Origin of the sequence: Rhodobacter sp. TJ_12 (assembly GCF_020023995.1) — a bacterium.
In the GTDB taxonomy this organism is placed as follows: Bacteria; Pseudomonadota; Alphaproteobacteria; order Rhodobacterales; family Rhodobacteraceae; genus Rhodobacter.
The window spans coordinates 362,559-385,272 of record NZ_NRRD01000001.1; the positions used below are offsets into that span (position 1 = coordinate 362,559).

26 protein-coding genes are annotated in these 22,714 nt (G+C 63.2%); 12 read left to right on the forward strand and 14 right to left on the reverse strand.

What is annotated here, in order from left to right:
* The first annotated feature begins 109 nt into the window (after positions 1–109).
* Positions 110–661, forward strand: coding sequence for a YqgE/AlgH family protein (locus tag CKO11_RS01820; protein ID WP_223632215.1), 552 nt, complete (start codon positions 110–112; stop codon positions 659–661).
* 12 nt (positions 662–673) lie between these two features.
* On the opposite strand, the gene CKO11_RS01825 is transcribed toward CKO11_RS01820, so the two are convergent.
* A complete protein-coding gene (locus CKO11_RS01825; protein WP_223632217.1) occupies positions 674–1,624 on the reverse strand; it encodes an L-threonylcarbamoyladenylate synthase in 951 nt (316 codons plus the stop codon).
* Between the two features lie 136 nt (positions 1,625–1,760).
* On the opposite strand from CKO11_RS01825, the gene CKO11_RS01830 reads away from it, so the two are divergent.
* From CKO11_RS01830 to CKO11_RS01840, 3 genes are all read left to right on the forward strand, one after another.
* Entirely contained in the window at positions 1,761–3,443 is a 1,683-nt protein-coding gene (locus CKO11_RS01830; RefSeq protein WP_223632218.1) for an acyl-CoA dehydrogenase, read from the forward strand.
* Positions 3,440–4,474 carry an MBL fold metallo-hydrolase gene (locus tag CKO11_RS01835; protein WP_223632219.1) on the forward strand — a complete coding sequence of 345 codons (1,035 nt, stop codon included), beginning with the start codon at positions 3,440–3,442 and terminating at the stop codon, positions 4,472–4,474. The genes CKO11_RS01830 and CKO11_RS01835 overlap by 4 nt, the downstream gene beginning before the upstream one ends.
* A 166-nt stretch (positions 4,475–4,640) precedes the next feature.
* Complete coding sequence (locus tag CKO11_RS01840) at positions 4,641–5,267, forward strand: hypothetical protein (protein WP_223632220.1); 627 nt, start codon at positions 4,641–4,643, stop codon at positions 5,265–5,267.
* Between the two features lie 6 nt (positions 5,268–5,273).
* Here the strand turns inward: CKO11_RS01840 and CKO11_RS01845 are convergent, their stop codons facing one another.
* Both CKO11_RS01845 and CKO11_RS01850 read right to left on the reverse strand, forming a co-directional pair.
* Positions 5,274–5,615, reverse strand: a complete 342-nt coding sequence (locus tag CKO11_RS01845; protein WP_223632221.1) for an AzlD domain-containing protein — start codon at positions 5,613–5,615, stop codon at positions 5,274–5,276.
* Entirely contained in the window at positions 5,612–6,358 is a 747-nt protein-coding gene (locus CKO11_RS01850; RefSeq protein ID WP_223632222.1) for an AzlC family ABC transporter permease, read from the reverse strand. Before CKO11_RS01850 ends, CKO11_RS01845 begins: the two co-directional genes overlap by 4 nt.
* An 87-nt stretch (positions 6,359–6,445) precedes the next feature.
* On the opposite strand from CKO11_RS01850, the gene mobA reads away from it, so the two are divergent.
* A complete protein-coding gene (gene mobA / locus CKO11_RS01855) occupies positions 6,446–7,027 on the forward strand; it encodes a molybdenum cofactor guanylyltransferase MobA (protein ID WP_223632223.1) in 582 nt (193 codons plus the stop codon).
* Entirely contained in the window at positions 7,024–7,608 is a 585-nt protein-coding gene (locus CKO11_RS01860; protein ID WP_223632224.1) for a GNAT family N-acetyltransferase, read from the forward strand. The genes mobA and CKO11_RS01860 overlap by 4 nt, the downstream gene beginning before the upstream one ends.
* Positions 7,609–7,686: 78 nt before the next feature.
* Here the strand turns inward: CKO11_RS01860 and CKO11_RS01865 are convergent, their stop codons facing one another.
* Complete coding sequence (locus tag CKO11_RS01865) at positions 7,687–8,472, reverse strand: DUF1013 domain-containing protein (RefSeq protein WP_223632226.1); 786 nt, start codon at positions 8,470–8,472, stop codon at positions 7,687–7,689.
* Positions 8,473–8,605: 133 nt separating this feature from the next.
* Here CKO11_RS01865 and CKO11_RS01870 point away from each other — a divergent pair, with 133 nt between their 5' ends.
* Positions 8,606–9,241, forward strand: coding sequence for a ribonuclease T2 family protein (locus tag CKO11_RS01870; protein ID WP_223632228.1), 636 nt, complete (start codon positions 8,606–8,608; stop codon positions 9,239–9,241).
* Between the two features lie 37 nt (positions 9,242–9,278).
* Here CKO11_RS01870 and CKO11_RS01875 read toward each other — a convergent pair whose 3' ends face one another.
* The 3 genes from CKO11_RS01875 to CKO11_RS01885 are packed head-to-tail and all read right to left on the reverse strand — an operon-like array spanning position 9,279 to position 11,413.
* Entirely contained in the window at positions 9,279–9,734 is a 456-nt protein-coding gene (locus CKO11_RS01875; protein WP_223632230.1) for an STAS/SEC14 domain-containing protein, read from the reverse strand.
* A 12-nt stretch (positions 9,735–9,746) separates the two neighbouring features.
* On the reverse strand, positions 9,747–10,739 hold the full coding sequence (locus CKO11_RS01880) for an NAD(P)H-quinone oxidoreductase (protein ID WP_223632232.1): 993 nt from the start codon (positions 10,737–10,739) through the stop codon (positions 9,747–9,749).
* Positions 10,736–11,413, reverse strand: a complete 678-nt coding sequence (locus tag CKO11_RS01885) for a COQ9 family protein (protein WP_223632234.1) — start codon at positions 11,411–11,413, stop codon at positions 10,736–10,738. Before CKO11_RS01885 ends, CKO11_RS01880 begins: the two co-directional genes overlap by 4 nt.
* A 104-nt stretch (positions 11,414–11,517) precedes the next feature.
* Between CKO11_RS01885 and rpsU the strand changes: the two genes are divergently transcribed.
* Complete coding sequence (gene rpsU, locus CKO11_RS01890; RefSeq protein ID WP_010398727.1) at positions 11,518–11,724, forward strand: 30S ribosomal protein S21; 207 nt, start codon at positions 11,518–11,520, stop codon at positions 11,722–11,724.
* A gap of 103 nt (positions 11,725–11,827) precedes the next feature.
* Here the strand turns inward: rpsU and CKO11_RS01895 are convergent, their stop codons facing one another.
* Together CKO11_RS01895 and CKO11_RS01900 are read right to left on the reverse strand one after the other, a co-directional pair.
* Positions 11,828–13,534: a methyl-accepting chemotaxis protein gene (locus tag CKO11_RS01895; protein ID WP_223632236.1), complete on the reverse strand. Its 1,707-nt coding sequence runs from the start codon at positions 13,532–13,534 to the stop codon at positions 11,828–11,830.
* A complete protein-coding gene (locus CKO11_RS01900) occupies positions 13,535–13,840 on the reverse strand; it encodes a hypothetical protein (RefSeq protein ID WP_223632238.1) in 306 nt (101 codons plus the stop codon).
* Between the two features lie 122 nt (positions 13,841–13,962).
* On the opposite strand from CKO11_RS01900, the gene CKO11_RS01905 reads away from it, so the two are divergent.
* Positions 13,963–15,411, forward strand: coding sequence for a TrkH family potassium uptake protein (locus tag CKO11_RS01905; protein ID WP_223632240.1), 1,449 nt, complete (start codon positions 13,963–13,965; stop codon positions 15,409–15,411).
* 34 nt (positions 15,412–15,445) lie between these two features.
* Here the strand turns inward: CKO11_RS01905 and CKO11_RS01910 are convergent, their stop codons facing one another.
* The gene (locus CKO11_RS01910; RefSeq protein ID WP_223632242.1) at positions 15,446–15,904 is read right to left on the reverse strand and encodes an Lrp/AsnC family transcriptional regulator; all 459 of its coding nucleotides are present in this window, start codon (positions 15,902–15,904) and stop codon (positions 15,446–15,448) included.
* A 138-nt stretch (positions 15,905–16,042) separates the two neighbouring features.
* Here CKO11_RS01910 and ald point away from each other — a divergent pair, with 138 nt between their 5' ends.
* Positions 16,043–17,161: an alanine dehydrogenase gene (ald, locus tag CKO11_RS01915; RefSeq protein WP_223632244.1), complete on the forward strand. Its 1,119-nt coding sequence runs from the start codon at positions 16,043–16,045 to the stop codon at positions 17,159–17,161.
* A 92-nt stretch (positions 17,162–17,253) separates the two neighbouring features.
* A complete protein-coding gene (locus tag CKO11_RS01920) occupies positions 17,254–17,949 on the forward strand; it encodes a glutathione S-transferase N-terminal domain-containing protein (protein ID WP_223632246.1) in 696 nt (231 codons plus the stop codon).
* Here CKO11_RS01920 and CKO11_RS01925 read toward each other — a convergent pair.
* From CKO11_RS01925 to CKO11_RS01940, 4 genes are all read right to left on the reverse strand, one after another.
* Complete coding sequence (locus CKO11_RS01925) at positions 17,946–18,587, reverse strand: hypothetical protein (RefSeq protein WP_223632248.1); 642 nt, start codon at positions 18,585–18,587, stop codon at positions 17,946–17,948. The genes CKO11_RS01920 and CKO11_RS01925 overlap by 4 nt on opposite strands.
* 108 nt (positions 18,588–18,695) lie before the next feature.
* A complete protein-coding gene (locus CKO11_RS01930; protein WP_223632250.1) occupies positions 18,696–19,487 on the reverse strand; it encodes an inositol monophosphatase family protein in 792 nt (263 codons plus the stop codon).
* Between the two features lie 61 nt (positions 19,488–19,548).
* Positions 19,549–20,745: an MFS transporter gene (locus tag CKO11_RS01935; RefSeq protein WP_223632251.1), complete on the reverse strand. Its 1,197-nt coding sequence runs from the start codon at positions 20,743–20,745 to the stop codon at positions 19,549–19,551.
* Between the two features lie 90 nt (positions 20,746–20,835).
* Positions 20,836–21,741, reverse strand: coding sequence for a LysR family transcriptional regulator (locus CKO11_RS01940; RefSeq protein ID WP_223632252.1), 906 nt, complete (start codon positions 21,739–21,741; stop codon positions 20,836–20,838).
* 89 nt (positions 21,742–21,830) lie between these two features.
* Here CKO11_RS01940 and metF point away from each other — a divergent pair, with 89 nt between their 5' ends.
* Positions 21,831–22,697, forward strand: coding sequence for a methylenetetrahydrofolate reductase [NAD(P)H] (gene metF / locus CKO11_RS01945; RefSeq protein ID WP_223632253.1), 867 nt, complete (start codon positions 21,831–21,833; stop codon positions 22,695–22,697).
* Positions 22,698–22,714: the final 17 nt, after the last annotated feature.

The following is a 22,714-nucleotide window of genomic DNA, read 5'->3' on the forward strand; positions in this document are numbered from 1 at the left end:
AAGCGCGCAAACGGGGCGGCTTAACCTTGTGCGTCGCGCCCCGGGGGTTGAATGCCGGACGCAGCCGCGCCACTTTTGAGGGGCGCATGTCGCGCGCAAAGGGGGTGTGATGGATCTCACCGGGAAACTACTGATTGCCATGCCGGGGATGGAGGATCCGCGATTCGAACATTCGGTGGTGGTGATGTGCGCCCATTCCGAGGACGGCGCGATGGGGTTGATTGTCAACAAACCGGTGCCCGAGCCCGACCTTGGCGGGTTGTTTGACCAGATCGGGATTCCACTGGCGGAAGGCGTGCGCCGGGGCGATCCGATCTTGTTTGGCGGGCCGGTCGAAACCGGGCGGGGCTTTGTGCTGCATACCGCCGATTGGTTCGCCGCCACGATGACGGTTGGCGAGGGGCTGGCGATGACCGCGACGCGCGATATTTTGGAAGAAATGGGCGCAGGCCGTGGTCCGGCGCACGCGACGCTGATGCTGGGCTACGCGGGCTGGGGGCCGGGGCAGCTAGAGCAGGAAATTCTGGCCAATGGCTGGCTGACGACCGATGCCAACCCGGAGCTGGCGCTGGACTCCGATCATGCCACGAAATGGACCCGGGCCTTGGGCCTGATGGGGATTGATCCGCGCACGCTATCGGCGGCGGCAGGGCATGCCTGATCGGCCCCTTGCCTAGCCGCGCGGCGCGGCGGCGCGGCGCAGCCGGTCGTTGATTGCTCGGCCCAGCCCCGTTTCGGGCACCGGGGCCACGGCAATGGTTTCGGCGCCACGCTGGCTTGCCAGCACATCGGCCTTGCGCAAGGTCGCAAACAACAGCGCCGCCGCCTCGACCAGATCGCCGCTTTCAGACAGCGACAGATCGGCTTCCGGGCCGGGGCCAAAGCCGATGAAGACCTCATTTTCATGCGTTTCGGTTGCCATCAGCCGCACCGCCGCGCCGGGCGCATAATGCGAGCTAAGCTGACCCGGCGCATTGGGTTTGGCCGCATCGCCCCCCATGGCAAGCGGGGCGCCCAGCGCCGTCTCTAGGGCTTCGACCGGCAGCCCGCCGGGGCGCAAAAGGCGCGGCGGCTCAAGGCTAAGGATGGTCGATTCCACCCCCACCGCGCAGGCCCCGCCGTCCAAAACGGCGGCGATCTTGCCCGAAAGCCCCTCTAGCACATGATCGGCGGTGGTGGGGCTGACCTTGCCCGAGGGGTTGGCCGAGGGCGCGGCGAGCGGCCCGCCGAATGCCTGCAACAGCGCACGGGACAAAGGATGCGCGGGCATCCGTAAGGCCACCGTGTCCAGCCCGGCGGTGACCAGATCAGAAAGGCCCGCTTCCTTGCGCAAGGGCAAAACGAGGGTCAGCGGGCCGGGCCAGAATGCTTGCACCAGATCGTAGGCTTGCGGCGAAACCGCGGCAATCTGCGCGGCCATCTCCAGATCGGCCACATGCACGATCAGCGGGTTGAAACGTGGGCGGCCCTTCGCGGCGAAAATACCCGCCACCGCTGCGCCGTTGCGCGCATCGCCGCCCAGCCCATAGACGGTTTCGGTCGGAAAGGCGACCAAGTCGCCCGCCCGCAAAAGTGCTGCGGCACGGGCCAGCCCGGCGGCATCGGCGCCCAGACGTTCAGTCATTCGCGGCCCTTTCCTTTCGTGACGCTGCGTTGCGGTAGACGGGGCTTTCCCTTGCGGTAACCTGCCCTGAATTTCAGGACATACGCGCCTGCGCCAAAATTGCCAAGCGCGCCCGCCGAAGCCCAAGGAGACCGCCATGGCCTATCGCTCCCCCGTTGCCGATATTCGCTTCATTCTCGACAAGGTGGTGCCGCTGGCTCCGGTTGCACAAACCGCGCGTTTCGCCGAGGCGACGGGTGAAACCGTCGAAGCGGTGCTGACCGAGGCCGGGCGGCTGTGCGATGAGGTCATGGCCCCCTTGCTGCGTGCGGGCGATTTGCATCCGGCGCGGCTGGAAAATGGGGTGGTGCGCACCAGTCCGGGTTTCAAAGAAGCCTATGCCCAGATTGCCGAGGGCCAGTGGGTCGCGATTGCCGCGCCCGCCGATTATGGCGGGATGGGGTTGCCGCAAACCCTGTGCGTTGCGCTGAATGACATGATGTCGGGGGCGAACCTTGCGCTGCAACTTAAGCCGCTTTTGACCCAAGGCCAGATCGAGGCGCTGGAACATCACGCCAGCGAAGAGATCAAAGCCCTATATATTCCCAAGCTGATTTCGGGCGCATGGTCGGGGACGATGAACCTGACCGAGGCGCAGGCCGGGTCCGATGTGGGGGCGTTGCGCAGCAAGGCCGAGCCGAAGGGCGATGGCACCTATGCGATCTCGGGCCAGAAGATTTTCATCTCTTGGGGCGATTCCGACATGGTGGACAATGTCTGCCACCTTGTGCTGGCGCGGCTACCCGATGCGGCACCGGGCACCAAGGGGATCAGCCTTTTCATGGTGCCGAAATTCCTTCCAGATGCGGCGGGCAATCCGGGCGCGGCAAACAGCCTGAAAGTTGTATCTTTGGAACATAAAATGGGCCTGCACGGCTCGCCCACCTGCGTGATGGCCTTTGAAGGCGCGACGGGCTGGTTGGTCGGTGACCCCGGCAAGGGGATGGCGGCGATGTTCACGATGATGAACAACGCGCGGCTGGCCGTTGGCGTGCAGGGGATCGGCGTGGCGGAAGGCGCGTATCAAAAGGCGCTCGCCTATGCGCAGGAACGGGTGCAATTCGCGCCCATTATCGAACATGCCGATGTGCGCCGGATGCTGGCCGAAATGCGTGCCGAGATTTTTGCCGCGCGCGCCATCGCGCTGGCCTGTGCGGTGGCGCTGGATATGGGCCGCGCGACGGGCGAGGCGGATTGGACGGCGCGGGCCGCGCTGCTCACCCCGATTGCCAAGGCCTACGGCACTGATGTGGGGATCTGGGTTGCGGATCAGGGCATTCAGGTGCATGGCGGCATGGGCTTTGTCGAGGAAACGGGCGCCGCGCAATATTTGCGCGACGTGCGTGTGACCGCGATTTACGAGGGCACAAACGGCATTCAGGCGATGGACCTTGTGGGCCGCAAAATGATGGATGAGGGCCGCGCGGCGTTTCGGCTTTTGCAAGAGGTCGAAGATGCTGCCAAGGCCGCGCGCGAAACCTTACCCGATCTGGCCGAGGCGGTCTGGCAGGCCGCCGAGACGATGCGCGAGCACACCGAGGGGCTGATCGCGCGCGACGCGCAAGACCGCTTTGCCGGGGCGGTGCCCTATCTGCGGGCCTTTGCGCGGGTGTTGGGCGCACATTACCATTTGCAGGCGGCCTTGGCCGATGCAGGGCGCGCGAAACTGGCGGCGGTCTATATTCGCCGCATTCTGCCGCAAGCAGAGGCCGATCTGGCGGCGGCGCGCGCGGGGGCAGTTGACCTTTTCGCGCTTTCGCCCGATGACCTCGGGGTATGAAAACACGCCACGGCCTGCGCTACCCGTTCGAAACCCCGCCCGCTTTCGGCACCACCCAAGAAATTGCCCCCGGCCTGCTTTGGCTGCGCCTGCCGCTGCCGATGGCGCTTGATCACGTCAATGCCTATGCCTTGGATGATGGCGATGGCTGGACGCTGGTCGATCCCGGTATCGACAGCAAAGCCTGCCGCGCGGCGTTGCAACAGGCGCTGGATGGCCCCTTGTCCGGCAAGCCGGTCACCCGTGTGATCGTGACCCATTATCACCCCGATCATATCGGGTTGGCGGGGTGGTTGCAGACGCGCGGGGCCGAGCTTTGGACCACCCGCACAAGCTGGCTGTTCGCGCGGATGTTGTGCCTTGATGAGCAAGCCCTGCCGGTCCCCGAGACGGTCGATTTCTGGCGCGCCGCGGGCATGGATCCGGTGTTGCTTGAGTTTCGCGCGACGGAACGCCCCTTCAATTTTGCCGATTGCGTGCACCCTTTGCCGCTTGGGTTTCGCAATATGGCCGAAGGGGATGTGATCCGCGCGGGCGGGCGCAACTGGCGGGTGCGGATCGGCCATGGCCATGCGCCCGATCATGCCACGCTATGGAGCGAGGATGACGGGCTGATTTTGGGCGGCGATCAGCTTTTGCCCTCCATCTCGGCCAATCTGGGGGTCTATGCCACCGAACCGATGGCTGATCCGGTGGCCGAGTGGCTGGAAAGTTGCCGCGCCTTCCAGCCCTATGCGACCGAGGATCAGCTTGTTCTGCCTGGCCATAAGTCGCCGTTTTACGGCCTGCCCTTGCGGTTGCGCCAGATGATCGAAAACCATGAAGGCGCACTGGAGCGGCTGCGCGCGCGTCTGGCCGAACGGCCCCATACGGCGACCGAATGCTTTCCGGTGCTGTTCAAGCGTGAAATCGGCATGGCCGAATACGGTCTGGCGCTGGTCGAGGCGGTGGCCCATCTGAACCACCTTTATCTGCGCGGCGAGATCGGGCGCGAAAACCGTGAGGGGGTCTGGTACTGGGCGCCGGTTTAGGGCTGGCCTCTTAGGGCCCCGCGTCAGGCGTGGCGCAGACGGAACACCTTGGCAAAATCTGGCACTGTTGGGCGGCGCTTGGGTTGTTCTTTGCGGCGGCTCATAGTTTGACCGAGCCTGCGGCAGGGTGTCCCATCTTGCCTGTCTAACCAAGGAGGTCCGGCAGATGCGCCGACTTATCATCTGTACGGTTTTCCCCCTTGCCCTTGCCGCCTGCGGTGCCGAACCCGTCTGGGCCCCGGACGAGGCAGTGAATGCCGCACGCTATTCCACGGGCAATGCTCCTTCGATCACGCTCTTTACGGTGATTGGCACCACGACCGGCGCAGGCGGCCATTCGGCGCTGATGATCGATGGGTCAGAGCGGGTGATCTTTGACCCGGCGGGCACATGGAAACACCCCACCGTGCCCGAGCGTAACGATGTCGATTACGGCATCACCGACCGGATGTATAAGTTCTACATTGATTACCACGCGCGCGAGACATGGTATGTGCGTGAGCAAATCCTGCCGGTTTCGCCCGCCTTGGCGGAGGCGTTTATCGACCGGGTCGAGGCCAATGGCGCTGTGCCCAAAATGATGTGCGCCAATGAAACCTCGCAAGTGTTGCGCAGCATGCCGGGGTTCGAAGATCTGCCACGCACGACCTCGCCGCTGCGGCTGTCCAAGGCGTTTGGGCAATTGCCGGGCGTGGTGACCAAGGATCATTATGACAATGACCCCGATGACAATTCGGGCGTGTTGATGATTCAGGCCGAACCCGCGCGCCACGGCACCAATTTGCCTTACTAAGGTGGCTTAGCCCAAAAGCCACAGCACCCCATAAAGCGTCGCCAACCCGCCAATGATCGCGGCCAGCGTGTTGCGGGTGGCCAGCCCCACGCCAACCGTGGCCGCCGCAGCGGCAAGGCGCGCCGGATCGGGCTGCCCGCCGGTGGCATCGGGCCAAAGCACCAAGGGCGCGACCAGCCCCGGCAGCACCGCGACGGCAGTGTAGCGCAGATAGCGCAGCGCCCATTCGGGCAGCGGACGATCCCCGATCAGCCCCAAGAAGGAATAGCGCAGGAAAAAAGTGCCCACCCCCAGCGCAAGGATGATCAGCCAGATGGCGGGGGCGCCGTACGTTTCTGCCGTGGTCATTGCTGTGCCCTCCGCCGGGCAAGCCAAAGCTCGGTCTGTGCACCCGCCGCCATTGCGAGCACTGCCGCCACAATCAACCCTGTGCCCGCAGGCAAGAAGGCCAGCACCAGCGCCATGATGACCGAAACCGCCGCCGCCACCAGATGCGGGATCGAGCGCAACAGCGGCGCAATCATCGCCAAAAAGGTGACTGGCACCGCGAAATCAAGCGCAAAGGCGGGCGGTATCGCCTTGCCCAAAAGCGCGCCCGCAAGGGTGGAGCCATACCACAAGGGCACGATCGGCACACAGGCGCCGGTGTAATAGGCCAGTTTCGCACGCAGGCTTTGTTTGGGGGCCAGCCGGTAATCGCTATCGGCCAGCGCAAAGACCTGATCGACCATGGAATAGGCGACCAGCGCGCGTTGCCAGGCGGGCGCCGGGCCGACATGCGGCGCAAGCGAGGCGGAATACATCGCCATGCGCAGATTCACCGCGAGCGAGGCCAAGATCACCATCACCGTGCTGGCATGGTCGTTCATCAGCTGCACTGCGGTGAATTGCGATGCGCCCGCAATCACCAGAACCGAAAAGCCCATCACCTCCAGCAGGTCAAAGCCCGCCTCATTGCCCGCGACGCCGAACAACAACCCGAAGGGGGCGATCACCAAAACGAAGGGCAGCCCCTGCCGCACCCCGCGCCAAAAGGCGGTGGTGGTTTCGGGGCCGGTGGGGCCGGTGTGCTGCGGCGTTGCATGTGTCATTGCGGGGGCTTGCTCGTCTCGGGGCGATAGGCGAGTTCTAGGGGGCATGGGCGCGCGCGCCAAGGGTGCGATTGTATCGGGGGCAATATGCGGATTGCAGGTCTGATCCTTGCGGGCGGGCAGGGGCGCCGGATGGGCGCAGACAAGGCGTTTGTGGTGCTGGCAGGGCAGCCTTTGGTGGCGCAGGTGGCGGCGCGGTTCGCCCCGCAGGTCGAAATGCTGGCGCTGTCGGCCAATGGCGAGCGCAGCCGGTTTGGCGATCTGGGCCTGCCGGTTCTGGCCGATGCCGACAGCGAGCTTGGCGCGGGGCCGATGGCGGGGGTGCGCATGGGCCTGCGCTGGGCCGAGGCCGAAGGGGCCGATCTTCTGGCCACGGTCGCGGTGGATACACCCCTTGTGCCGCGCAACCTTGTGGTGCGGCTTGCCGCTGCCGGGGCACCGGCCTATGCCAGCAGCGCCGGGCGCGGCCATTATACGGCGGCGCTGTGGCGCGTGGCCGATCTGGCGCGTCATGATGCGCTGTTCGCCGCCGGGGAACGCCGAATGCTGCCCTATCTGGAAGGCGCCGCACAGGTGGCTTTCACGGGCACGCCTGACCCTTTTGCCAATCTTAACAGCCCTGCCGATCTGCCCGCGCTAGAGGCGGCGCTGCGGGGGCAGGCCGAATGAAAGTGACCTTGCGCCATGGGCTGGAGCGGGATCAGCGCGCGCAGGCGGCGCAACTTTATTGGGACGCCTTCGGTGGCAAGCTGGGCCGGGTGATCGGCCCGACCCCAAAGGCGCTGTGCTATATTGAACGGGTGATCGACCCGCATCACGTTATTGCCGCCACCGATGAAACCGGGCGGGTTCTGGGCGTGATCGGCTTTCGCACCCGGCAAGGGGCCTTTGTCGCGGGCACGAAATCCGATCTTGTGGCTGTTTATGGCCTGTTCGGGGCGTTCTGGCGCATGCTGGCGCTGGCCGTCTTGGGGCAGGATCTGCCCCTTGGCGGGGTGTCGATCGACGGGCTGGCGGTTGCGGCAGGGGCACGTGGGCTTGGGCTTGGCGGGATGCTGGTCACCACCCTGTGCCAAGAGGTGCAGGCGCAGGGATTTTCGCGGGTGCGACTGGAGGTGGTGGGCGAAAACCTGCGTGCCCGCGCGCTTTACGACCGGCTGGGGTTCAAGGTGATCGGGCGCGCCGACCGTTGGCTTACGGCGGCGATCTTTGGCTATCGCACCGTGGTCGCAATGGAGCGGCAGCTTTAGCCCAGACTTGCCGTTCCCCGCAAACAAAAGGCCCTCCCAAGCGGGAGGGCCTTGTAGATCAAACGGCGCAAGACACGCTTAGCGTATCGGGCCGCTGTCCTCGTCATCCTCGTCTTCTTCATCGCCATGCGGCAGGTTAAAGAAGCTGTCAGCATCCGAGAAGTCTTTCGGATCGGCGTCTTTGTCCTCGGCCTTTTCGGGCTCGGGCGTGGTGCCCAAGGTGAAGCCTTCAAGCTCGGCAATCGCGCCGGGCAGGCGCGGCTCGGTGTCCATGCCAAGGCTTTGCTCGGTCGACACGAGTTTGCGCCGCTCGTCATCGCTCATCACGCCTTCGGCGGCGCGTTTCTTGGCGGCTTTTTGCACTTCGCTGTCAAGTTCCGACTGGCGGCACAGGCCCAAGGCCACCGGGTCGATCGCGGTCATATTGGCGATGTTCCAGTGCGTGCGTTCCCGGATCGAGGCGATGGTCGGCTTGGTCGTGCCCACCAGACGCGCGATTTGCGCATCGGCCAGTTCGGGGTGGAATTTCACCAGCCACAGAATTGCATTCGGGCGGTCTTGGCGTTTCGACAGCGGCGTGTAGCGCGGGCCACGGCGCTTGTCTTCGCCCACCGCAGCGGCGTTGAATTTCAGCCGCAGTTTATAAAGCGGATCTTTTTCGCCCTTTTCGATCTCTTTCGGGTCGAGCTGGTTGCCGGCCACCGGGTCTTGGCCCTTCACGCCCGCCGCCACATCACCATCGGCGATCCCTTGCACCTCAAGCTCATGCATACCGCAAAAATCAGCGATTTGCTTGAAGCTGAGCGTGGTATTGTCCACCAGCCAAACGGCCGTGGCCTTTGCCATCAGGGGCTTGTTCGTCATCGGGGCCATCCTTTACAAATCTTACCCGGGCCGTGAAACCGGCTGCGGCCTGGGCTTCCCCCCGGCCGCGGTCCATTTCTGGTGGGGAATTGTCGGCCTATATAGGCTCGAAACTGCGCGGAGGAAAGAGAAAATGCGCGTTTTTGCGATTGCATGCGCCGCGCTTTTGGCCCTGCCTGCATGGGCCGAGGGCGAGCAGGCGGGCGCTTTCGACTATTACGTTCTTTCGCTCAGCTGGGCACCGGGGTGGTGCGCGACCGATGGCGCGGGCCGTGAGGCGGCGCAATGCGACCCAGCCAATGACGCGCATTTCGTGCTGCACGGGCTTTGGCCGCAAAATGAAACCGGCTGGCCCAGCTATTGCCGAACGACCGCCCGCAACCCAAGCCGCGCGCAAACCGCTGCGATGGCCGATATCATGGGGTCGGATGGCGCGGCGTGGTATCAATGGAAAAAGCACGGGCGCTGCGCGGGGCTTTCGGCGGTGGATTATTTCGCAACGGCGCGGCGCGCCTATGACAGCATCACCATCCCGCAGGTATTTACCGCGCTGCGCAAAGACATCCGCCTGCCTGCCGCAGAGGTGGAAGCGGCTTTCCTCGAAGAAAATCCGGACCTCTTGCCCGAGATGATCACCATCACATGTCGCCAAGGCCGGATACAGGAGGCACGCATCTGCCTGACGCGGGATCTGACACCCCGGCGTTGTGGCCCGGATGTGATCCGCGATTGCCAGATGAGCGATGCGCTGATGGAAAAGGTGCGCTAGGCCCTGTGTGGCTGGTGCCCGAATTAAGCCGATGGGCTTAACTGGCCGGGGGCTCGCGGTCTTCCAGCATCGCCAGCTTGTGATCGGCGGCGATTTCGGGGCCGCCCTCGGGGGCTTCGTTTTCGCAAATCCACGCTTTGGCGGCCGCTAGCTCTGCGCGTGGGAAGGTGCGCACCGGGCAGCGGATCAGCGGTGCAAAAAGCCGCACACCGCCATTGATCCACGACACGTCGCTGACCACGGCGATGCGTGCGAAATCGGCCAGATGCAGCAGGCCGACCTTGCCATCTTCGAACATCGCCCCGGCGGTGAAACCCTCGAAATCCTCGCCCAGCGCGTAAAGCAGTTTCAGCTTGCCGCTGGCGGCAAGCCCCGCCTCGACGGCGGGGATCAGATCCTTGACATAGGCATCATGATCGATCCGCCCATGCGCCTCGACCGCCAGAACATCGGCGGGAAAGCCCTCGAGCTGGGTGAAATGTCCGTCCGGCATCGCCTCCTCCTCTTAGCTGTCGCGAACTTTCAAAACGATCTTTCCGATATGGGCATTGGTTTCCATGCGCGCATGGGCCTCGGCGGCCGCTTCTAGCGCAAAGCTGCTGTCGTGCACGACCTTGAGCTTTCCGGCCGCGACCATAGGCCAAACCTCGGCGCGCAATTGCCGCGCGATCTCGGCTTTGGCGGCATCGGATTGTGGGCGCAGCGTGGCCCCGGTGATCGTGAGGCGGCGCAGCATCACTTGGGCAAAGTTGATCTCGGCTTTGGGGCTTTCAAGGAAGGCAATGAAAACCATCCGCGCGTCATCCGCCATCGCCTTGATGTTGCGCGTGATATAACTGCCGCCGACCATATCGAGCACAAGGTTCGCGCCCCCCTCGGCGCGCAGGACTTCAACGAAATCGGTCTCGCGATAGTTGATCGCGGTGGCACCCAGCGCATCGCAGGCGGCGCATTTGCTATCGCTGCCCGCCGTGGCCCAAACCCGCGCACCCAGCGCCGTGGCGATTTGAATGGCGGTGGTGCCAATGCCAGACGAGCCGCCATGCACCAAGAACCGCTCGCCCGCCTTAAGCCCGCCGCGCATCACCACAGTGGACCAGACGGTGAAACAGGTTTCGGGCAGGCAGGCCGCGTCGCGCAGGCTGACGCCTTGCGGGATCGGCAGCACATGGACGGCAGGGCAGGTGACATATTCGGCATAGCCGCCGCCCGGCAAAAGCGCACAGACCGCATCGCCCACTTGCCAGCCCGAAACCTCTGGGCCGACGGCGGCGATGATGCCCGAACATTCCAGCCCCGGCAGGTCCGAGGCCCCGGGCGGGGCCTTATAGGCGCCTGCGCGTTGCAGCGCATCGGGGCGGTTCACACCCGCCCAGGCCACCTCGATCAGCACTTCGCCCGGGCCGGGCACCGGCACCGCGCGGCTGGCGGGTTTGAGCATTTCCGGCCCGCCGGGGGCCGAAATCTCGACGCAGCGCATCTGTTGCGGCAGGCTCATACGGCCTCCTTCTGGGGCATGTGGCCCGGCGCCGCCATCCGGCATGGCGGGCGCAGGTTTTCCAGCACGCCCTTAAGGCCGGGCACCTTCATCAGCCCCGACTTCACCTTGTCGAAGGCCAGCACATTCTCGATCCGGTGATCCAGAAAGGCCCAGCTTTCCGCATGGTCTTCGCTGTCATCGCCGATCCAAAAAAGCGTGGTGGATGAAATCACCCCCGACAGCGTCAGCCGCTTGGTATACCAGTTGTAATCTTCGCTCGTGTCGCCCAGCGCGCGCCAGATCAGATCGGCGGTATCCCAGACCAGCTTGGCGCCGGTGGCAGCGTTTTGCGGCAGCGCAAAGATCGAGGCGCCGCGGCTGACCAGATCGCGGTCGACCAGATCGAACCGCATGCGCACGGCGGCGGCGACCTTGTCGCGAAACCGCATCCCCTCGAAATCGGCTGCGGCCAAAGCTTCGGCCAATTGCCGGTCCGCGGCGCGGTGATACTCTACCGCCAGATCGACCGCACCGCGCGGGCAGGCGAGCCGCGCCAGCGCCGGGTCAATTTCCAGATCCGCAATCGCGGCCTTGAAAGCCGGTTCCGACCAGCCGTCGAAGGGCACATGCGGTTCAATCGCGTCAAGCAGGTCGGCGCGCAGGCGCGACACTTCCAGATGGTCGTTTTTCATCGCTTTTCCCTTGTGAGGCACAGTAGACAAATGCCTTTCCCTTTGCTATATCGCCGCTTCCTGCAAAGCGATGCAACTCAAACTTAGGAAGGTGGTGACACCACATGCAGGTCAGCGTTCGCGACAACAACGTCGAACAAGCGCTTCGTGCCCTGAAGAAAAAACTTCAGCGCGAGGGGGTTTTCCGTGAAATGAAGCTTAAGCAGCATTTCGAAAAGCCGTCCGTGAAAAAAGCGCGCGAGAAGGCCGAGGCCATCCGCCGTGCCCGTAAACTGGCGCGCAAGAAGGCCCAGCGCGAAGGCGCGCTCTAAGCACAGGCGTTTGAACACGCTGGCGGGTTCGCCCGCAACGAAAAACCCCCGAGGCATCGCCGTCGGGGGTTTTGCTTTTTCGGGTGCCCGTTGCGGGCGCTTTTCAAGCCACGCGCTGTTGCGGGGCGCCTTGGGCTTCGGTGCGGAAATGGACCATCGCCTCGCGCAATTGTGTTGCCATGCCATTGAGCGCACGGCTCGCCGCCGTGGTTTCTTCAAACATCGCGACATTTTGCTGGGTCACCGAATCAAGCTGTTCGACCGAACCGTTGATATCGGACAGGGCGCGGGACTGTTCTTCGGCAGACCGGGCAATCTCGCCCACGCGGCTCGCAATATTTTCCACCGCTTTGGTGATGTCATCCAGCGTCGTGACCATCTGGTTGACCAGTTCCACCCCGGTTTTCACCTGCCGTTCCGAGGATTGGATCAGCGTCGAGATTTCGCGCGCCGAGGCCGAGGAGCGTTGCGCAAGGTCACGCACCTCCGAGGCGACAACGGCGAAACCACGCCCGGCTTCACCGGCGCGGGCGGCTTCTACCCCGGCGTTCAGCGCCAAAAGGTTGGTCTGGAAGGCAATGTCGTCGATGACCGAGGTGATCGAGGCGATCTGATGCGAGCTTTGCTCGATCTCGCCCATCGCATGGATCGAGGCGCTGCCCACTTCGGTGCTTTCGCGCGCCAGCTTTTCGGCGCCTTGCGCGGCCTCGGCGGCAGAGCCTGCCATTTGCGCGGCAGAGCCGACCGCGCTGGACAGTTCATTCATCGCGGCTGCGGTATTTGCCAGCGCATGAGCCTGTTTCTCGGTCCGGGCCGACAGATCTTCCGAGGCGCCGTTGATTTCGCCAATCTGGGTATTGATCTCTTCGGCGCAATTGAGCGCGACGCTAATGGCCGAGGAAAGCTGTTCCACAGCTTCATTGAAATCCGCGCTCAGCGTGCCGTATTCGGAGGTGTCGATCCGCGCGAGGCGCACCGTCAGATCGCCATCCGATAGCATCCGCAGCGCAGTGCGCAATTGGCTCACCACTTCCTCGGAATGCTGCGCATGTTCGCTGCGTTCGGAGGCCAGCTTGTCAGAGGCTTCCAGCGCGCGCGCATTTGCATCGGCTGCGCGTTGCGCGGTCTCTTCAGACTGACGGCGCATCGCTTCGGCTTCTTCAAGCGCTTCTTCGGCTTCATGCTGGCGCAATTCGGCATTCTGCGCGGCTTCTTCGGCCACGCGCTGTGCCGCTTCCGCCTGTTCGGACATGGCTTGCAAGTCGACAAGCTGCGCGGAGATCGAGGCTTCCATCTTCTGGCGATGCAGCACCGTTGCGATCAGAACAGCGGTTTCCACCACCACGATCGCGCCATGAAGGGCCGTCCGTTCGATATTCGCCAAAAGTTCGACGCTGGGGTAGACCAGACGCGGCACAAAGACCGACAGCGACAAGTGATGCAGCGCGATGGTGGCGGCGGCAAAGATCAGCGGGCGAATATCCACCATCGCGATCAGCGCCGCCATGACCGCGAAATAGACCATGTGGCTATCAATCTGCCATGGATGCCCGGCCAGCGCGGCAGTAAAGGCGATGGCCTGCCCGACCAACCCCTGTGCCACCAATGTGCGCCCGCTGGTCGTGTCGCCGCGCAAATAGCCCAGCAAGGTCACCCCGACGAACACCCAGGCGATGATCGAGGCGGTCAGGGTCGCCGTGCCAACCCAGATCGCCACCCCGGTGACCAGAACCGCGCTGGCGACGATCGCCATCAGATACCATCTCAGCCTTCTCGACGACCCGCCCTGTTCGGTGCTTGTTCCCGTCATCTATTCTACTCCGCATAATTCGAGGATCGTTTCGGCATCGACGACGGCCCAAGCCCCCGCTGCGGCCAGCCGCTGAATCGCGCCGTCATCGGCGGTGCCGCTGGCACCGGCGGCAACAAGATGGCCAAGGGGGGCATCGACGGGGCCGATCAACCGCGCCTGAGCACGTTCTGCCAAGGCTTCGGCATCGGTCCATGGCGGCACAACGATCACCCAAGGGCCGCTGCCTGTCGCCTCGGCACCCAACAGCGCCGCGACCGGGCCAACCACAACGGATAGCGCTATCACCGCAAGTTCGAGTCGCATCGCATTCTCCTGCCGCGACGCTAGCGCCAAGGGTTTAACAAGCCGTTTTCGTCTGCGCAGATTGCGATACTCACGATTTCGTGAGTTGCGTCCTTGCGCGGCCCCGCGCATCGCTCGTTCCGATGACCGATTTCGGACCCGTCTTCTATATTTTCGGCCACATTCTGCTGGCTCTGGGCGCGGCGATGCTGATGCCCGCTGGCTATGATTACCTGCTGGGCGACCCGAATTGGATCGCCATGTTGCAAGGCGCGCTGGAAACGCTTTTGTTCGGGGCGCTGTTGTCGATTGCCAGTCGCACCGATACGCCACAGGCGCTGTCTTTGCGCCAAGCCTATATGCTGACCGCCGCGATCTGGGTGCTGGCCCCGGCCTTTGCCGCGTTGCCCTTCATTCACGGCGCGCCCGATGTCAGCCTGACCGATGCCTATTTCGAGGCGGTTTCTGGCCTGACCACAACCGGTTACACGGTGTTTCAGGGGTTGGATGATCTGCCCCATTCGGTGCTGATCTGGCGCGCCATGCTGCAATGGGCGGGGGGGCTGGGCATCGCCTTCGTGGCGATGATCTTCTTGCCGGTGATGCGCATCGGCGGCATGCGCTTTTTCCAGACCGAGGGGTTTGACACTTTCGGCAAGGTGCTGCCGCGCGCCACCGATATCGCCGTGGCGCTTTTGCAGGTCTACACCGCGCTGACGATTGCCTGTGCGATGTCCTATATCGCGGCGGGCATGCCCACTTTCGATGCGATCGCCAATTCGATGTCGACTATGGCCACGGGGGGCTTTGCGACCTCTGACCAGAGCTTTGCGCATTTCCCGCCCGCCACGCATTATGTGTCGATTGTGTTCATGCTATTGGCGGGCATGCCCCTGATCCGCTACGTGCAACTGATGCAGGGGCAGGTGACGCCGCTATGGCGCGATGCGCAGGTGCGCGCCTTTTTGCGTTGGTTTCTTTACTACACCGCAGCGGCGGTTTTGTGGCGCTATGCGCATGAAGATCTGCCATTTGAACAAATCCTGCGCGAAACCGGCTTCAACTTCGTGTCGATCCTGACGGGCACCGGCTTTGGCGTTGCCTCGGTCGAGGACTGGGGGGCCTTTGTCGTCGTGCTGGTGTTTCTTGTCGGCATGTCGGGCGGCTGCACCGGCTCCACCTCGGGGTCGCTGTCGGTGTTCCGGGTGCAGGTTGTGCTTGAGGCGATCAAGGCTGCCATCCGGCAGCTTCATTCGCCCAACCGGGTGGTCTTGCCGCGCTATGACGGCAAGCCGCTGGACGAGGCGACGATGGGCCCGCTGATCTTGCATGTCACCGGCTATATCCTGACCCAAGGGATCATCGCGGTGTTGATCTCGATGACGGGGGTGGATTTCTCGTCTGCGCTCTTTGCCAGCTGGGGGGCGATTGGCAATATCGGCTTTGGCGTGGGCCCGACCGTGGCGGCCACCGGCACGATGGTTGATTATAACGACCTCGCAACTTGGCTTATGAGCCTGTCGATGCTTTTGGGGCGGTTGGGTCTTTTGGCGATCTTGGTGCTGGTCTTGCCGCGCTTTTGGCGCGACTGACTTTGGCGCGACTGGCCCGGCTCAAATCGGCAGTTCAAATCGGCAGGGCGGTCGTTTTGAACACGGTGCGCAGCGCGAAAGAGCTTTGCATCCCCTGCACGCCGGGTAGCCGCGCCAGTTTGGAACGATGCACCCGGGCAAAATCTTCGGTATCCTCGGCCACGACCTTCAGCAGGTAATCCGCCGCCCCCGCCATCAGATGGCATTCCAGCACGCCGGGGATTTTCTTCACTTCCCGCTCAAAGGCGTCCAGCACCTCGTCGGCCTGACAGGTCAGGGTGATTTCGACAAAAACCGTGGTCGGGCAGCCTAGGCGCCGGTTATCGAGCAGGGCGACGTAATCCTTGATATAGCCCTCTTCTTCCAGCCGCTGCACCCGGCGGTGGCAGGCCGAGGCCGACAGGTTCACCCGTTCGCTGAGTTCGGCATTGGAAATGCGGCCCTGCTTTTGCAAAACAGTCAGGATGCGGCGATCTGTGGCGTCAAGGTTCATTGGGGCGCAATCTTCTTCGAAAGTTTGGCGAATAGATCGAAGATATGCGCGCGAAAGGGCCGGTTGCGCAAGCGGATTTGAATGCAACTTTCGCGCAAATCGGCGCAAGCTAGGGCGATCAGGCAGGGAGGAACGGCCATGAAGATCGGATGCGTCAAAGAAATCAAACCGCAGGAATTTCGCGTTGGGCTGACCCCGCATGCGGTGCAGGAAGCGGTGGCGCATGGCCATTCGGTTCTGGTCGAGACCGGAGCGGGGCTGGGCGCTGGCTTCACCGATGCCGATTATACCGCGGCCGGTGGGGTGATCGCCGCCGATGCCGCCAGTGTCTGGGGCGCGGCTGAGATGGTGGTGAAGGTGAAAGAGCCGCTTGCCGAAGAACGCGCGCGTCTGTCGCCGGGGCAGGTGCTGTTCACCTATCTTCACCTTGCGCCCGATCCGGCACAGACCGCTGATCTGGTCACGTCCGGCGCCACCTGCATTGCCTATGAAACGGTCACCGATGCGGCGGGCGGATTGCCGCTTTTGGCGCCGATGTCCGAGGTGGCAGGGAAGCTTGCGCCACAGGTGGGCGCTTGGGCGCTCCAAAAGGCCAATGGCGGGCGCGGCGTTTTGATGGGGGGCGTGCCCGGTGTCTTGCCCGCACAGGTCTTGGTGATCGGCGGCGGTGTGGTGGGCACGCAGGCGGCGCGGGTGGCCGCGGGCATGGGCGCGGCGGTGACGGTGTTGGATCGCTCTTTGCCGCGGTTGCGCCATCTTGACGAGGTTTTCGGGCGCGATTTCCGCACCGGCTACGCCTCTGCGGCGCTGACAGCAGAATTGGTGGCCAAGGCCGATTTGGTGATTGGCGCGGTGTTGGTGCCCGGCGCGGCGGCCCCCAAGCTGGTGACCCGTGCGATGCTGGCCACGATGCAGCCCGGGGCGGTGCTGGTGGATGTTGCCATCGATCAGGGGGGCTGTTTCGAAACCTCGCATCCCACCACGCACCAAGACCCGATCTTCGAGGTGGAGGGGATCGTGCATTATTGCGTGGCCAATATGCCCGGCGCGGTTGCGCGCACCGCCACGCAAGCGCTTGGCCATGCCACGCTGCCCTTTGTGCTGGCGCTGGCGGATAAGGGCTGGCGGCAGGCCTGCAGAGAGGATGTTCATCTTCTGGCTGGGCTCAACGTGCATGCGGGTCAGGTCACCTGTGCCCCGGTTGCCGCCGCGCAGGGGCTGCCCTATCTGGCGGCGGCAGAGGCGCTGACGCTGTGACCCGGTTCCGTGCAGCCCCGGACAGGGGCTGTGCGCGGGGTCCCTTTCTCTGACAGGGGAATTCGGGCAGGCTTGCGCAAAATGGAGGCACCATGACCGATCTGACGCATTTCCCGATCACCCAGCGCTGGCCCGCAACCAATCCGGCGGCGATCCAGCTTTATTCCCTGCCAACGCCCAATGGGGTGAAGGTGTCGATTATGCTGGAAGAATGCGGGCTGGCCTATGAACCGCATCTGGTGAAATTTGACACCAACGACCAGATGACCCCCGAATTTCTATCGCTCAACCCCAATAACAAGATCCCTGCGATCATCGACCCGGATGGGCCGGGAGGGGCGCCGATGCCGCTCTTTGAAAGCGGCGCGATCTTGATTTATCTGGCAGAGAAAACGGGGAAATTCTTGCCCGAGGCGCAGCGCTATCAGGTGCTGCAATGGCTGATGTGGCAAATGGGGGGCTTGGGGCCGATGTTCGGCCAGCTTGGGTTCTTCCACGCCTATGCGGGCAAAGAAATTGAAGACCCACGTCCAAAAGAACGCTACCGCGCCGAGGCCGAGCGTTTGCTTGGGGTGCTTGACGGGGCGCTGGCGGGCAAAGACTGGATTTGCGGCGACTATTCGATCGCCGATATGGCAATCGCGCCATGGCTGCGTGCGCTTGATGTGCATTACAAGGTCACCGACGCGGTCGGCTGGGGGGCATTGGAAAACGTGCCCGCCTATCTGGAGCGGTTCTTGGCCCGCCCCGCCGTGCAGCGGGGGCTGGTCAGCCCGAAGCGGGATTAATCGACCGCCATTTCCCGGCCGACCCGTTCTGCAATGCGGCTGGCCAGCCAAGCGGTCCAGCCTTCGGGTTGGGTGAAGTGGAAATTGTTGCTCTCGGGCAGCGGGATCGGGGCGCCAGCAAAGCGCGCCTCGGCCTCAAGCCGGGCGGCGGCCACGATTTCGGCGGGGGTGCGGGCAATCGCAGCCTGCGCCAGTTCAACCGCCTCTTCGCGGGTCAGGGCTGGATCGAACACTTCGGCTTGCTGCCCCTCGTTTGCCACGAACCCTTGCAGCCGGTCTTGCGCTGCCGTGATTTGCGCGATGGCCTGATCGCGCTGATCGGCGCGAAAGGCGCGCTCGATCGGCAAGGTTTCTTCGAACGAGGCGAGTTCTGCGCTCAGCCCGTCGATCGCGGCGGCCAGTTCCAGCGCGACGGTGCGATCCGGTTCGTTTTCGACCTCGTCATGACACGCGGCGATCATGTCGCGCAGAACCTTGATTCGCCCCAAGGCGATCACATCGGCCGTTTCAGCAAAAGCGATGTCGCGGGCGGCCCGGCCAATCTCTTCCAGCGCCGCTTCAAGCGGGAAAAGCCTGTCTTGCGGGTGAGCCGATGCGAAAACCGTTCCCGCAGGTGTCCAGGCAGCATCGTTGAACATGGTGCATCCCCTTCTGGTGATGGCTTCAACCTGTCATAATGTGGTGAACAAGTGGTGAACCGTAAAGGGGAATGTTCCCTTCCTGTTTTCGCTTTGATCCCGTTTTGATCAGTGCGCTTCGCGCAGGATCTTGCACAGCGGTTCGTAAAGCTCGCCATTGCCCGCGATCACCGCGCCGGATTCGAAAATGTCGCGGCCTTCGCGCACGGGGCCGACGAAACCGCCTGCCTCTTTCACCAGAATCAGGCCCGCCGCCATGTCCCAAGCGTTGATGCCGCGTTCCCAATACCCATCATAGCGGCCCGAGGCGACATAGGCGAGGTCAAGCGCCGCCGAGCCCCAGCGCCGCACGCCGGCACAAACCGGCATTAGCCGGGCAAGGTCTTGCAGCGTGGCGGGCAGGGTGGAGCGCCCGCCGAAGGGCACGCCGGTGGCAAAGATCGCCTCGATCATGTGGCGCCGCCCCGAAACCCGCAGACGGCTTTCGTTCATGAACGCGCCAAGGCCTTTTTCGGCGTAGTAAAGTTCGTCCTTCGCGGCATCGAACACCACGCCGGCGACGATCTCGCCCTTGTGTTCCAACGCGATGGACACGGCCCAATGCGGCAGGCCGTGCAGAAAGTTGGTGGTGCCATCCAGCGGGTCGACGATCCAGCGGCGGGTCGGGTCTTCGCCATCGGCCTCGCCGGTTTCTTCGCCCAGCCAGCCATAGGACGGGCGCGCCCCGCGCAGCTCTTCTTTGATGATCCGTTCCGCTTCGCGGTCGGCTTTCGACACGAAATCGCCGGGCCCCTTGGCCGAGACTTGCAGGTTTTCCACCTCGCGGAAGTCTTTCACCAGCGAGCGGCCCGCCTTGCGCGCGGCCTTGATCATCAGGTTGAGGTTGGCACTGCCTTGCATCGGGGGGCTCCTTGCGTTCAAACGCCTGCCTTACACGGCAGAGGTAAAGAATCCAAGAGGGTCAGCGGGCCATGAATTCGGCGCGGCGGGGCAGGAAGATCGTGAGTATTCCCAAAGCTGGCAGCGCCGAACAGACAAGATAGACGGTGCGGATACCGGTATGGTCCGCCATCAGGCCAAGCGCGGCCGCGGCAATGCCGCCCAGCCCGAAGCTGAGCCCAAAGAAGATGCCCGCCACCATGCCCACGCGGCCCGGCAGCAATTCTTGGGCAAAGACGACGATGGCCGAAAAGGCTGAGGCCAGAATAAGCCCGATCACCACGCTTAAAATGGCCGAACCCGTCAACCCCACATGCGGCAGGGCGAGTGTGAAGGGCAACACGCCCAAGATCGAAATCCAGATCACCGTCATCGGCCCCCAACGGTCGGCGACCGGCCCGCCCAAAACCGTGCCCGCCGCGACCGAGCCAAGGAATAAAAACAGCATCAACTGCGCGGTGCGCGTGTCGACGCCAAAGCTTTCAATCAAGTAGAAGGTGTAATAGGAGCCAAGCGAGGCCATGTAGACGTTTTTTGAAAATGTCAGGGCCACCAGCACGGCAATCGCCAGCACCGTGCGGTTGCGTGACAAGGGCAGGGTCTTGTCCACGGGTTTGCGCTTGCGGTCGTTCAGATGTGCACCATACCAGCGGCTGACCCGAAACAGGATCATCCCCGCCAGCACTGCCAGCCCCCCGAAAAGCGCCACCGATGGGCGCCCGAAAGGCAGCACGATGAAGGCCGCCAAAAGCGGGCCGATGGCGGTGCCGAAATTTCCCCCCACCTGAAAGACCGATTGCGCCAGCCCGAATCGCCCGCCCGAGGCGATCCGCGCGACCCGGCTCGATTCAGGGTGGAAGATCGCCGAGCCAAAGCCCACGAACATCGCGCCCAAGATCAGCGCCGCATAAGAGGGCGCGAAGGCCAGCCCCATCACCCCCACAAAGGTCGACACCGATGCAATCGGCAACGACCAAGGCTGCGGGCGCGCATCGGTATAAATGCCGATCGCGGGCTGCAACAATGATGCGGTGCCCTGAAAGGCCAGCGTCAAAAGTCCGATCTGCCAGTAATCCAGCGCGAAATCCGCCTTTAGGATGGGATAGATCGACGACAGCATCGACTGCATCACATCATTGAGCATGTGACAGAGGGAAATGGCGAAAAGAATCGGGAAAACGGTCGCGCTGGCGGCGCGTGGCTGGGGAATGGCGGTCATGGGAACCCTGCGGGATGTGAAGGCGCGATTTAACCGCGCCCTTGGCCCCGCGTCACGCGCAAGATTGTGCCCGTTACATCCGCCCGCAGGTCAGGCGCGTTGCAGCTTGACCGGCTCGGTGCGCGCAAGGCGCAGGAAATGCGCCATATAGGGTTCGGTCACATCTTCGGCGCGGGTGGCGGCATAAAGGCGTTTGGTCAGCCCCTTTTCGGTCACCGGTTTGGTGATGTAATCGGGCTGATATCTGACCTCGCGCAGCACCCAATCGGGCAGCACCGCGACCCCCCGCCCCGAGGCCACAAGCATCAAGATCACGGCGGTCAGTTCCACCTGTCGATGGGCTTTGGGCGTGACCCGCGCGGGGGTCAGCAACAGCGAAAACACATCGGACCGCGCCCGGTCGATGGGATAGGTGATCAAGGTCTGATCAAGAAAGTCTTCCGCCACCACAAATGGCTTTTGCGCCAGCGGTGAATTGGAGGCTGCGATGAAGGTCGGCGAATAATCAAACAGCGGGTTGAAGGTGATTCCCTCGATCTTTTCGGGGTCCGACGAAATCACCAAATCCACCTCTTCGCGTGCCAGCGCGGGCAAGGCGTTGAAGGCGAGACCCGGCCGAATATCGATGTCGATATCGGGCCAGGCGCGACGAAACGCCTCAAGAACGGGGAACAGCCAGTCGAAACAGGCATGGCATTCGATCGCGATATGCAGCCGCCCCATGCGCCCTTGCCGGATCGCGGCGAATTCGGCCTCGGTTGCCTCAATTTCAGGCAGGATGCGTTCGGCCAGACGCAACAGTTTCAGCCCCGCCGCCGAAAGCCGCAACGGTTTGGAACGGCGGGCAAAAAGCTCGACCCCGGCCTGATCTTCAAGACCTTTGACCTGATGTGACAGCGCGCTTTGCGTGATGTGCAAAATATCTGCCGCTTTGGCCAATCCGCCCGCGTCATGGATCGCTTTGATCGTGCGCAGATGCCGAAATTCCAAGTGCATTATGAGGCCGCCTCAACACCTTCTTGAACATTATGAGTTTGTTTCACATGTCGAAATATGAGACAAGGGGGAAACGAAAGGACAGTCACATGCCCACGCCCAAGGTCAGCTTTGAATTTTTCCCGCCGCAAACGCTCGATGCGTCTTTCCGGCTGTGGGAGACGGTTCAGGTTCTCGCACCGCTGAAACCCGGCTTCACCTCCGTCACTTACGGGGCTGGCGGCACGACGCGTAAATTGACCCATGATGCGGTGGAAACGATCCACAAGCATTACGGGCTAAATGTTGCCGCCCATTTGACCTGTGTCGATGCGACGAAGGCTGAAACGAAAGAAATCATCGATTCCTATGCCGATGTCGGCGTGACGGAAATTGTCGCGCTGCGCGGCGATCCGCCCAAAGGCGCGGACCGCTTCACGGCGCATCCCGAAGGATTTGCCTCTTCGGTCGAATTGATCGACTGGCTGGCCGAGGATGGCCGGTTCAAAATCCGTTGCGGTGCCTATCCGGAACCGCATCCCGAAGCGGCCGATCCGATGGCGGATGTGCGCTGGCTCAAGCGCAAGATCGATGCGGGCGCGACCTCGGCGATCACCCAGTTCTTCTTTGAGGCCGAGACCTTTTTCCGCTTCCGCGATGCTTGCGTGAAGGAAGGGATCACCGCGCCGATCATTCCGGGCATTTTGCCGATCCAGTCGTGGAAGGGCGCCAAGGCCTTTGCCAATCGCTGCGGCACCTCGATCCCGGCTTGGGTGGAAGAGGCGTTCGAAGCTGCCACTCGCGATGGGCGCGAACAGCTTCTGGCCACCGCGATGTGCACCGAGTTGTGCGACAGCCTGATCGCGGGCGGCGTGGAAGATCTGCATTTCTACACCCTGAACCGCCCCGACATGACCCGCGAGGTCTGTCATGCGCTCGGGATTACCCCGGATGTGGTGCTTGAAAACGTCGCTTGAAAGCACCGAACGTAACG

Excerpts from the sequence above, each read along its gene's own strand:
- CKO11_RS01820 (WP_223632215.1), top strand. The coding sequence starts at position 110 with ATGGATCTCACCGGGAAACTACTGATTGCCATGCCGGGGATGGAGGAT.
- CKO11_RS01825 (WP_223632217.1), bottom strand. The coding sequence starts at position 1,624 with ATGACTGAACGTCTGGGCGCCGATGCCGCCGGGCTGGCCCGTGCCGCA.
- CKO11_RS01830 (WP_223632218.1), top strand. The coding sequence starts at position 1,761 with ATGGCCTATCGCTCCCCCGTTGCCGATATTCGCTTCATTCTCGACAAG.
- CKO11_RS01835 (WP_223632219.1), top strand. The coding sequence starts at position 3,440 with ATGAAAACACGCCACGGCCTGCGCTACCCGTTCGAAACCCCGCCCGCT.
- CKO11_RS01840 (WP_223632220.1), top strand. The coding sequence starts at position 4,641 with ATGCGCCGACTTATCATCTGTACGGTTTTCCCCCTTGCCCTTGCCGCC.
- CKO11_RS01845 (WP_223632221.1), bottom strand. The coding sequence starts at position 5,615 with ATGACCACGGCAGAAACGTACGGCGCCCCCGCCATCTGGCTGATCATC.
- CKO11_RS01850 (WP_223632222.1), bottom strand. The coding sequence starts at position 6,358 with ATGACACATGCAACGCCGCAGCACACCGGCCCCACCGGCCCCGAAACC.
- mobA (WP_223632223.1), top strand. The coding sequence starts at position 6,446 with ATGCGGATTGCAGGTCTGATCCTTGCGGGCGGGCAGGGGCGCCGGATG.
- CKO11_RS01860 (WP_223632224.1), top strand. The coding sequence starts at position 7,024 with ATGAAAGTGACCTTGCGCCATGGGCTGGAGCGGGATCAGCGCGCGCAG.
- CKO11_RS01865 (WP_223632226.1), bottom strand. The coding sequence starts at position 8,472 with ATGACGAACAAGCCCCTGATGGCAAAGGCCACGGCCGTTTGGCTGGTG.
- CKO11_RS01870 (WP_223632228.1), top strand. The coding sequence starts at position 8,606 with ATGCGCGTTTTTGCGATTGCATGCGCCGCGCTTTTGGCCCTGCCTGCA.
- CKO11_RS01875 (WP_223632230.1), bottom strand. The coding sequence starts at position 9,734 with ATGCCGGACGGACATTTCACCCAGCTCGAGGGCTTTCCCGCCGATGTT.
- CKO11_RS01880 (WP_223632232.1), bottom strand. The coding sequence starts at position 10,739 with ATGAGCCTGCCGCAACAGATGCGCTGCGTCGAGATTTCGGCCCCCGGC.
- CKO11_RS01885 (WP_223632234.1), bottom strand. The coding sequence starts at position 11,413 with ATGAAAAACGACCATCTGGAAGTGTCGCGCCTGCGCGCCGACCTGCTT.
- rpsU (WP_010398727.1), top strand. The coding sequence starts at position 11,518 with ATGCAGGTCAGCGTTCGCGACAACAACGTCGAACAAGCGCTTCGTGCC.
- CKO11_RS01895 (WP_223632236.1), bottom strand. The coding sequence starts at position 13,534 with ATGACGGGAACAAGCACCGAACAGGGCGGGTCGTCGAGAAGGCTGAGA.
- CKO11_RS01900 (WP_223632238.1), bottom strand. The coding sequence starts at position 13,840 with ATGCGACTCGAACTTGCGGTGATAGCGCTATCCGTTGTGGTTGGCCCG.
- CKO11_RS01905 (WP_223632240.1), top strand. The coding sequence starts at position 13,963 with ATGACCGATTTCGGACCCGTCTTCTATATTTTCGGCCACATTCTGCTG.
- CKO11_RS01910 (WP_223632242.1), bottom strand. The coding sequence starts at position 15,904 with ATGAACCTTGACGCCACAGATCGCCGCATCCTGACTGTTTTGCAAAAG.
- ald (WP_223632244.1), top strand. The coding sequence starts at position 16,043 with ATGAAGATCGGATGCGTCAAAGAAATCAAACCGCAGGAATTTCGCGTT.
- CKO11_RS01920 (WP_223632246.1), top strand. The coding sequence starts at position 17,254 with ATGACCGATCTGACGCATTTCCCGATCACCCAGCGCTGGCCCGCAACC.
- CKO11_RS01925 (WP_223632248.1), bottom strand. The coding sequence starts at position 18,587 with ATGTTCAACGATGCTGCCTGGACACCTGCGGGAACGGTTTTCGCATCG.
- CKO11_RS01930 (WP_223632250.1), bottom strand. The coding sequence starts at position 19,487 with ATGCAAGGCAGTGCCAACCTCAACCTGATGATCAAGGCCGCGCGCAAG.
- CKO11_RS01935 (WP_223632251.1), bottom strand. The coding sequence starts at position 20,745 with ATGACCGCCATTCCCCAGCCACGCGCCGCCAGCGCGACCGTTTTCCCG.
- CKO11_RS01940 (WP_223632252.1), bottom strand. The coding sequence starts at position 21,741 with ATGCACTTGGAATTTCGGCATCTGCGCACGATCAAAGCGATCCATGAC.
- metF (WP_223632253.1), top strand. The coding sequence starts at position 21,831 with ATGCCCACGCCCAAGGTCAGCTTTGAATTTTTCCCGCCGCAAACGCTC.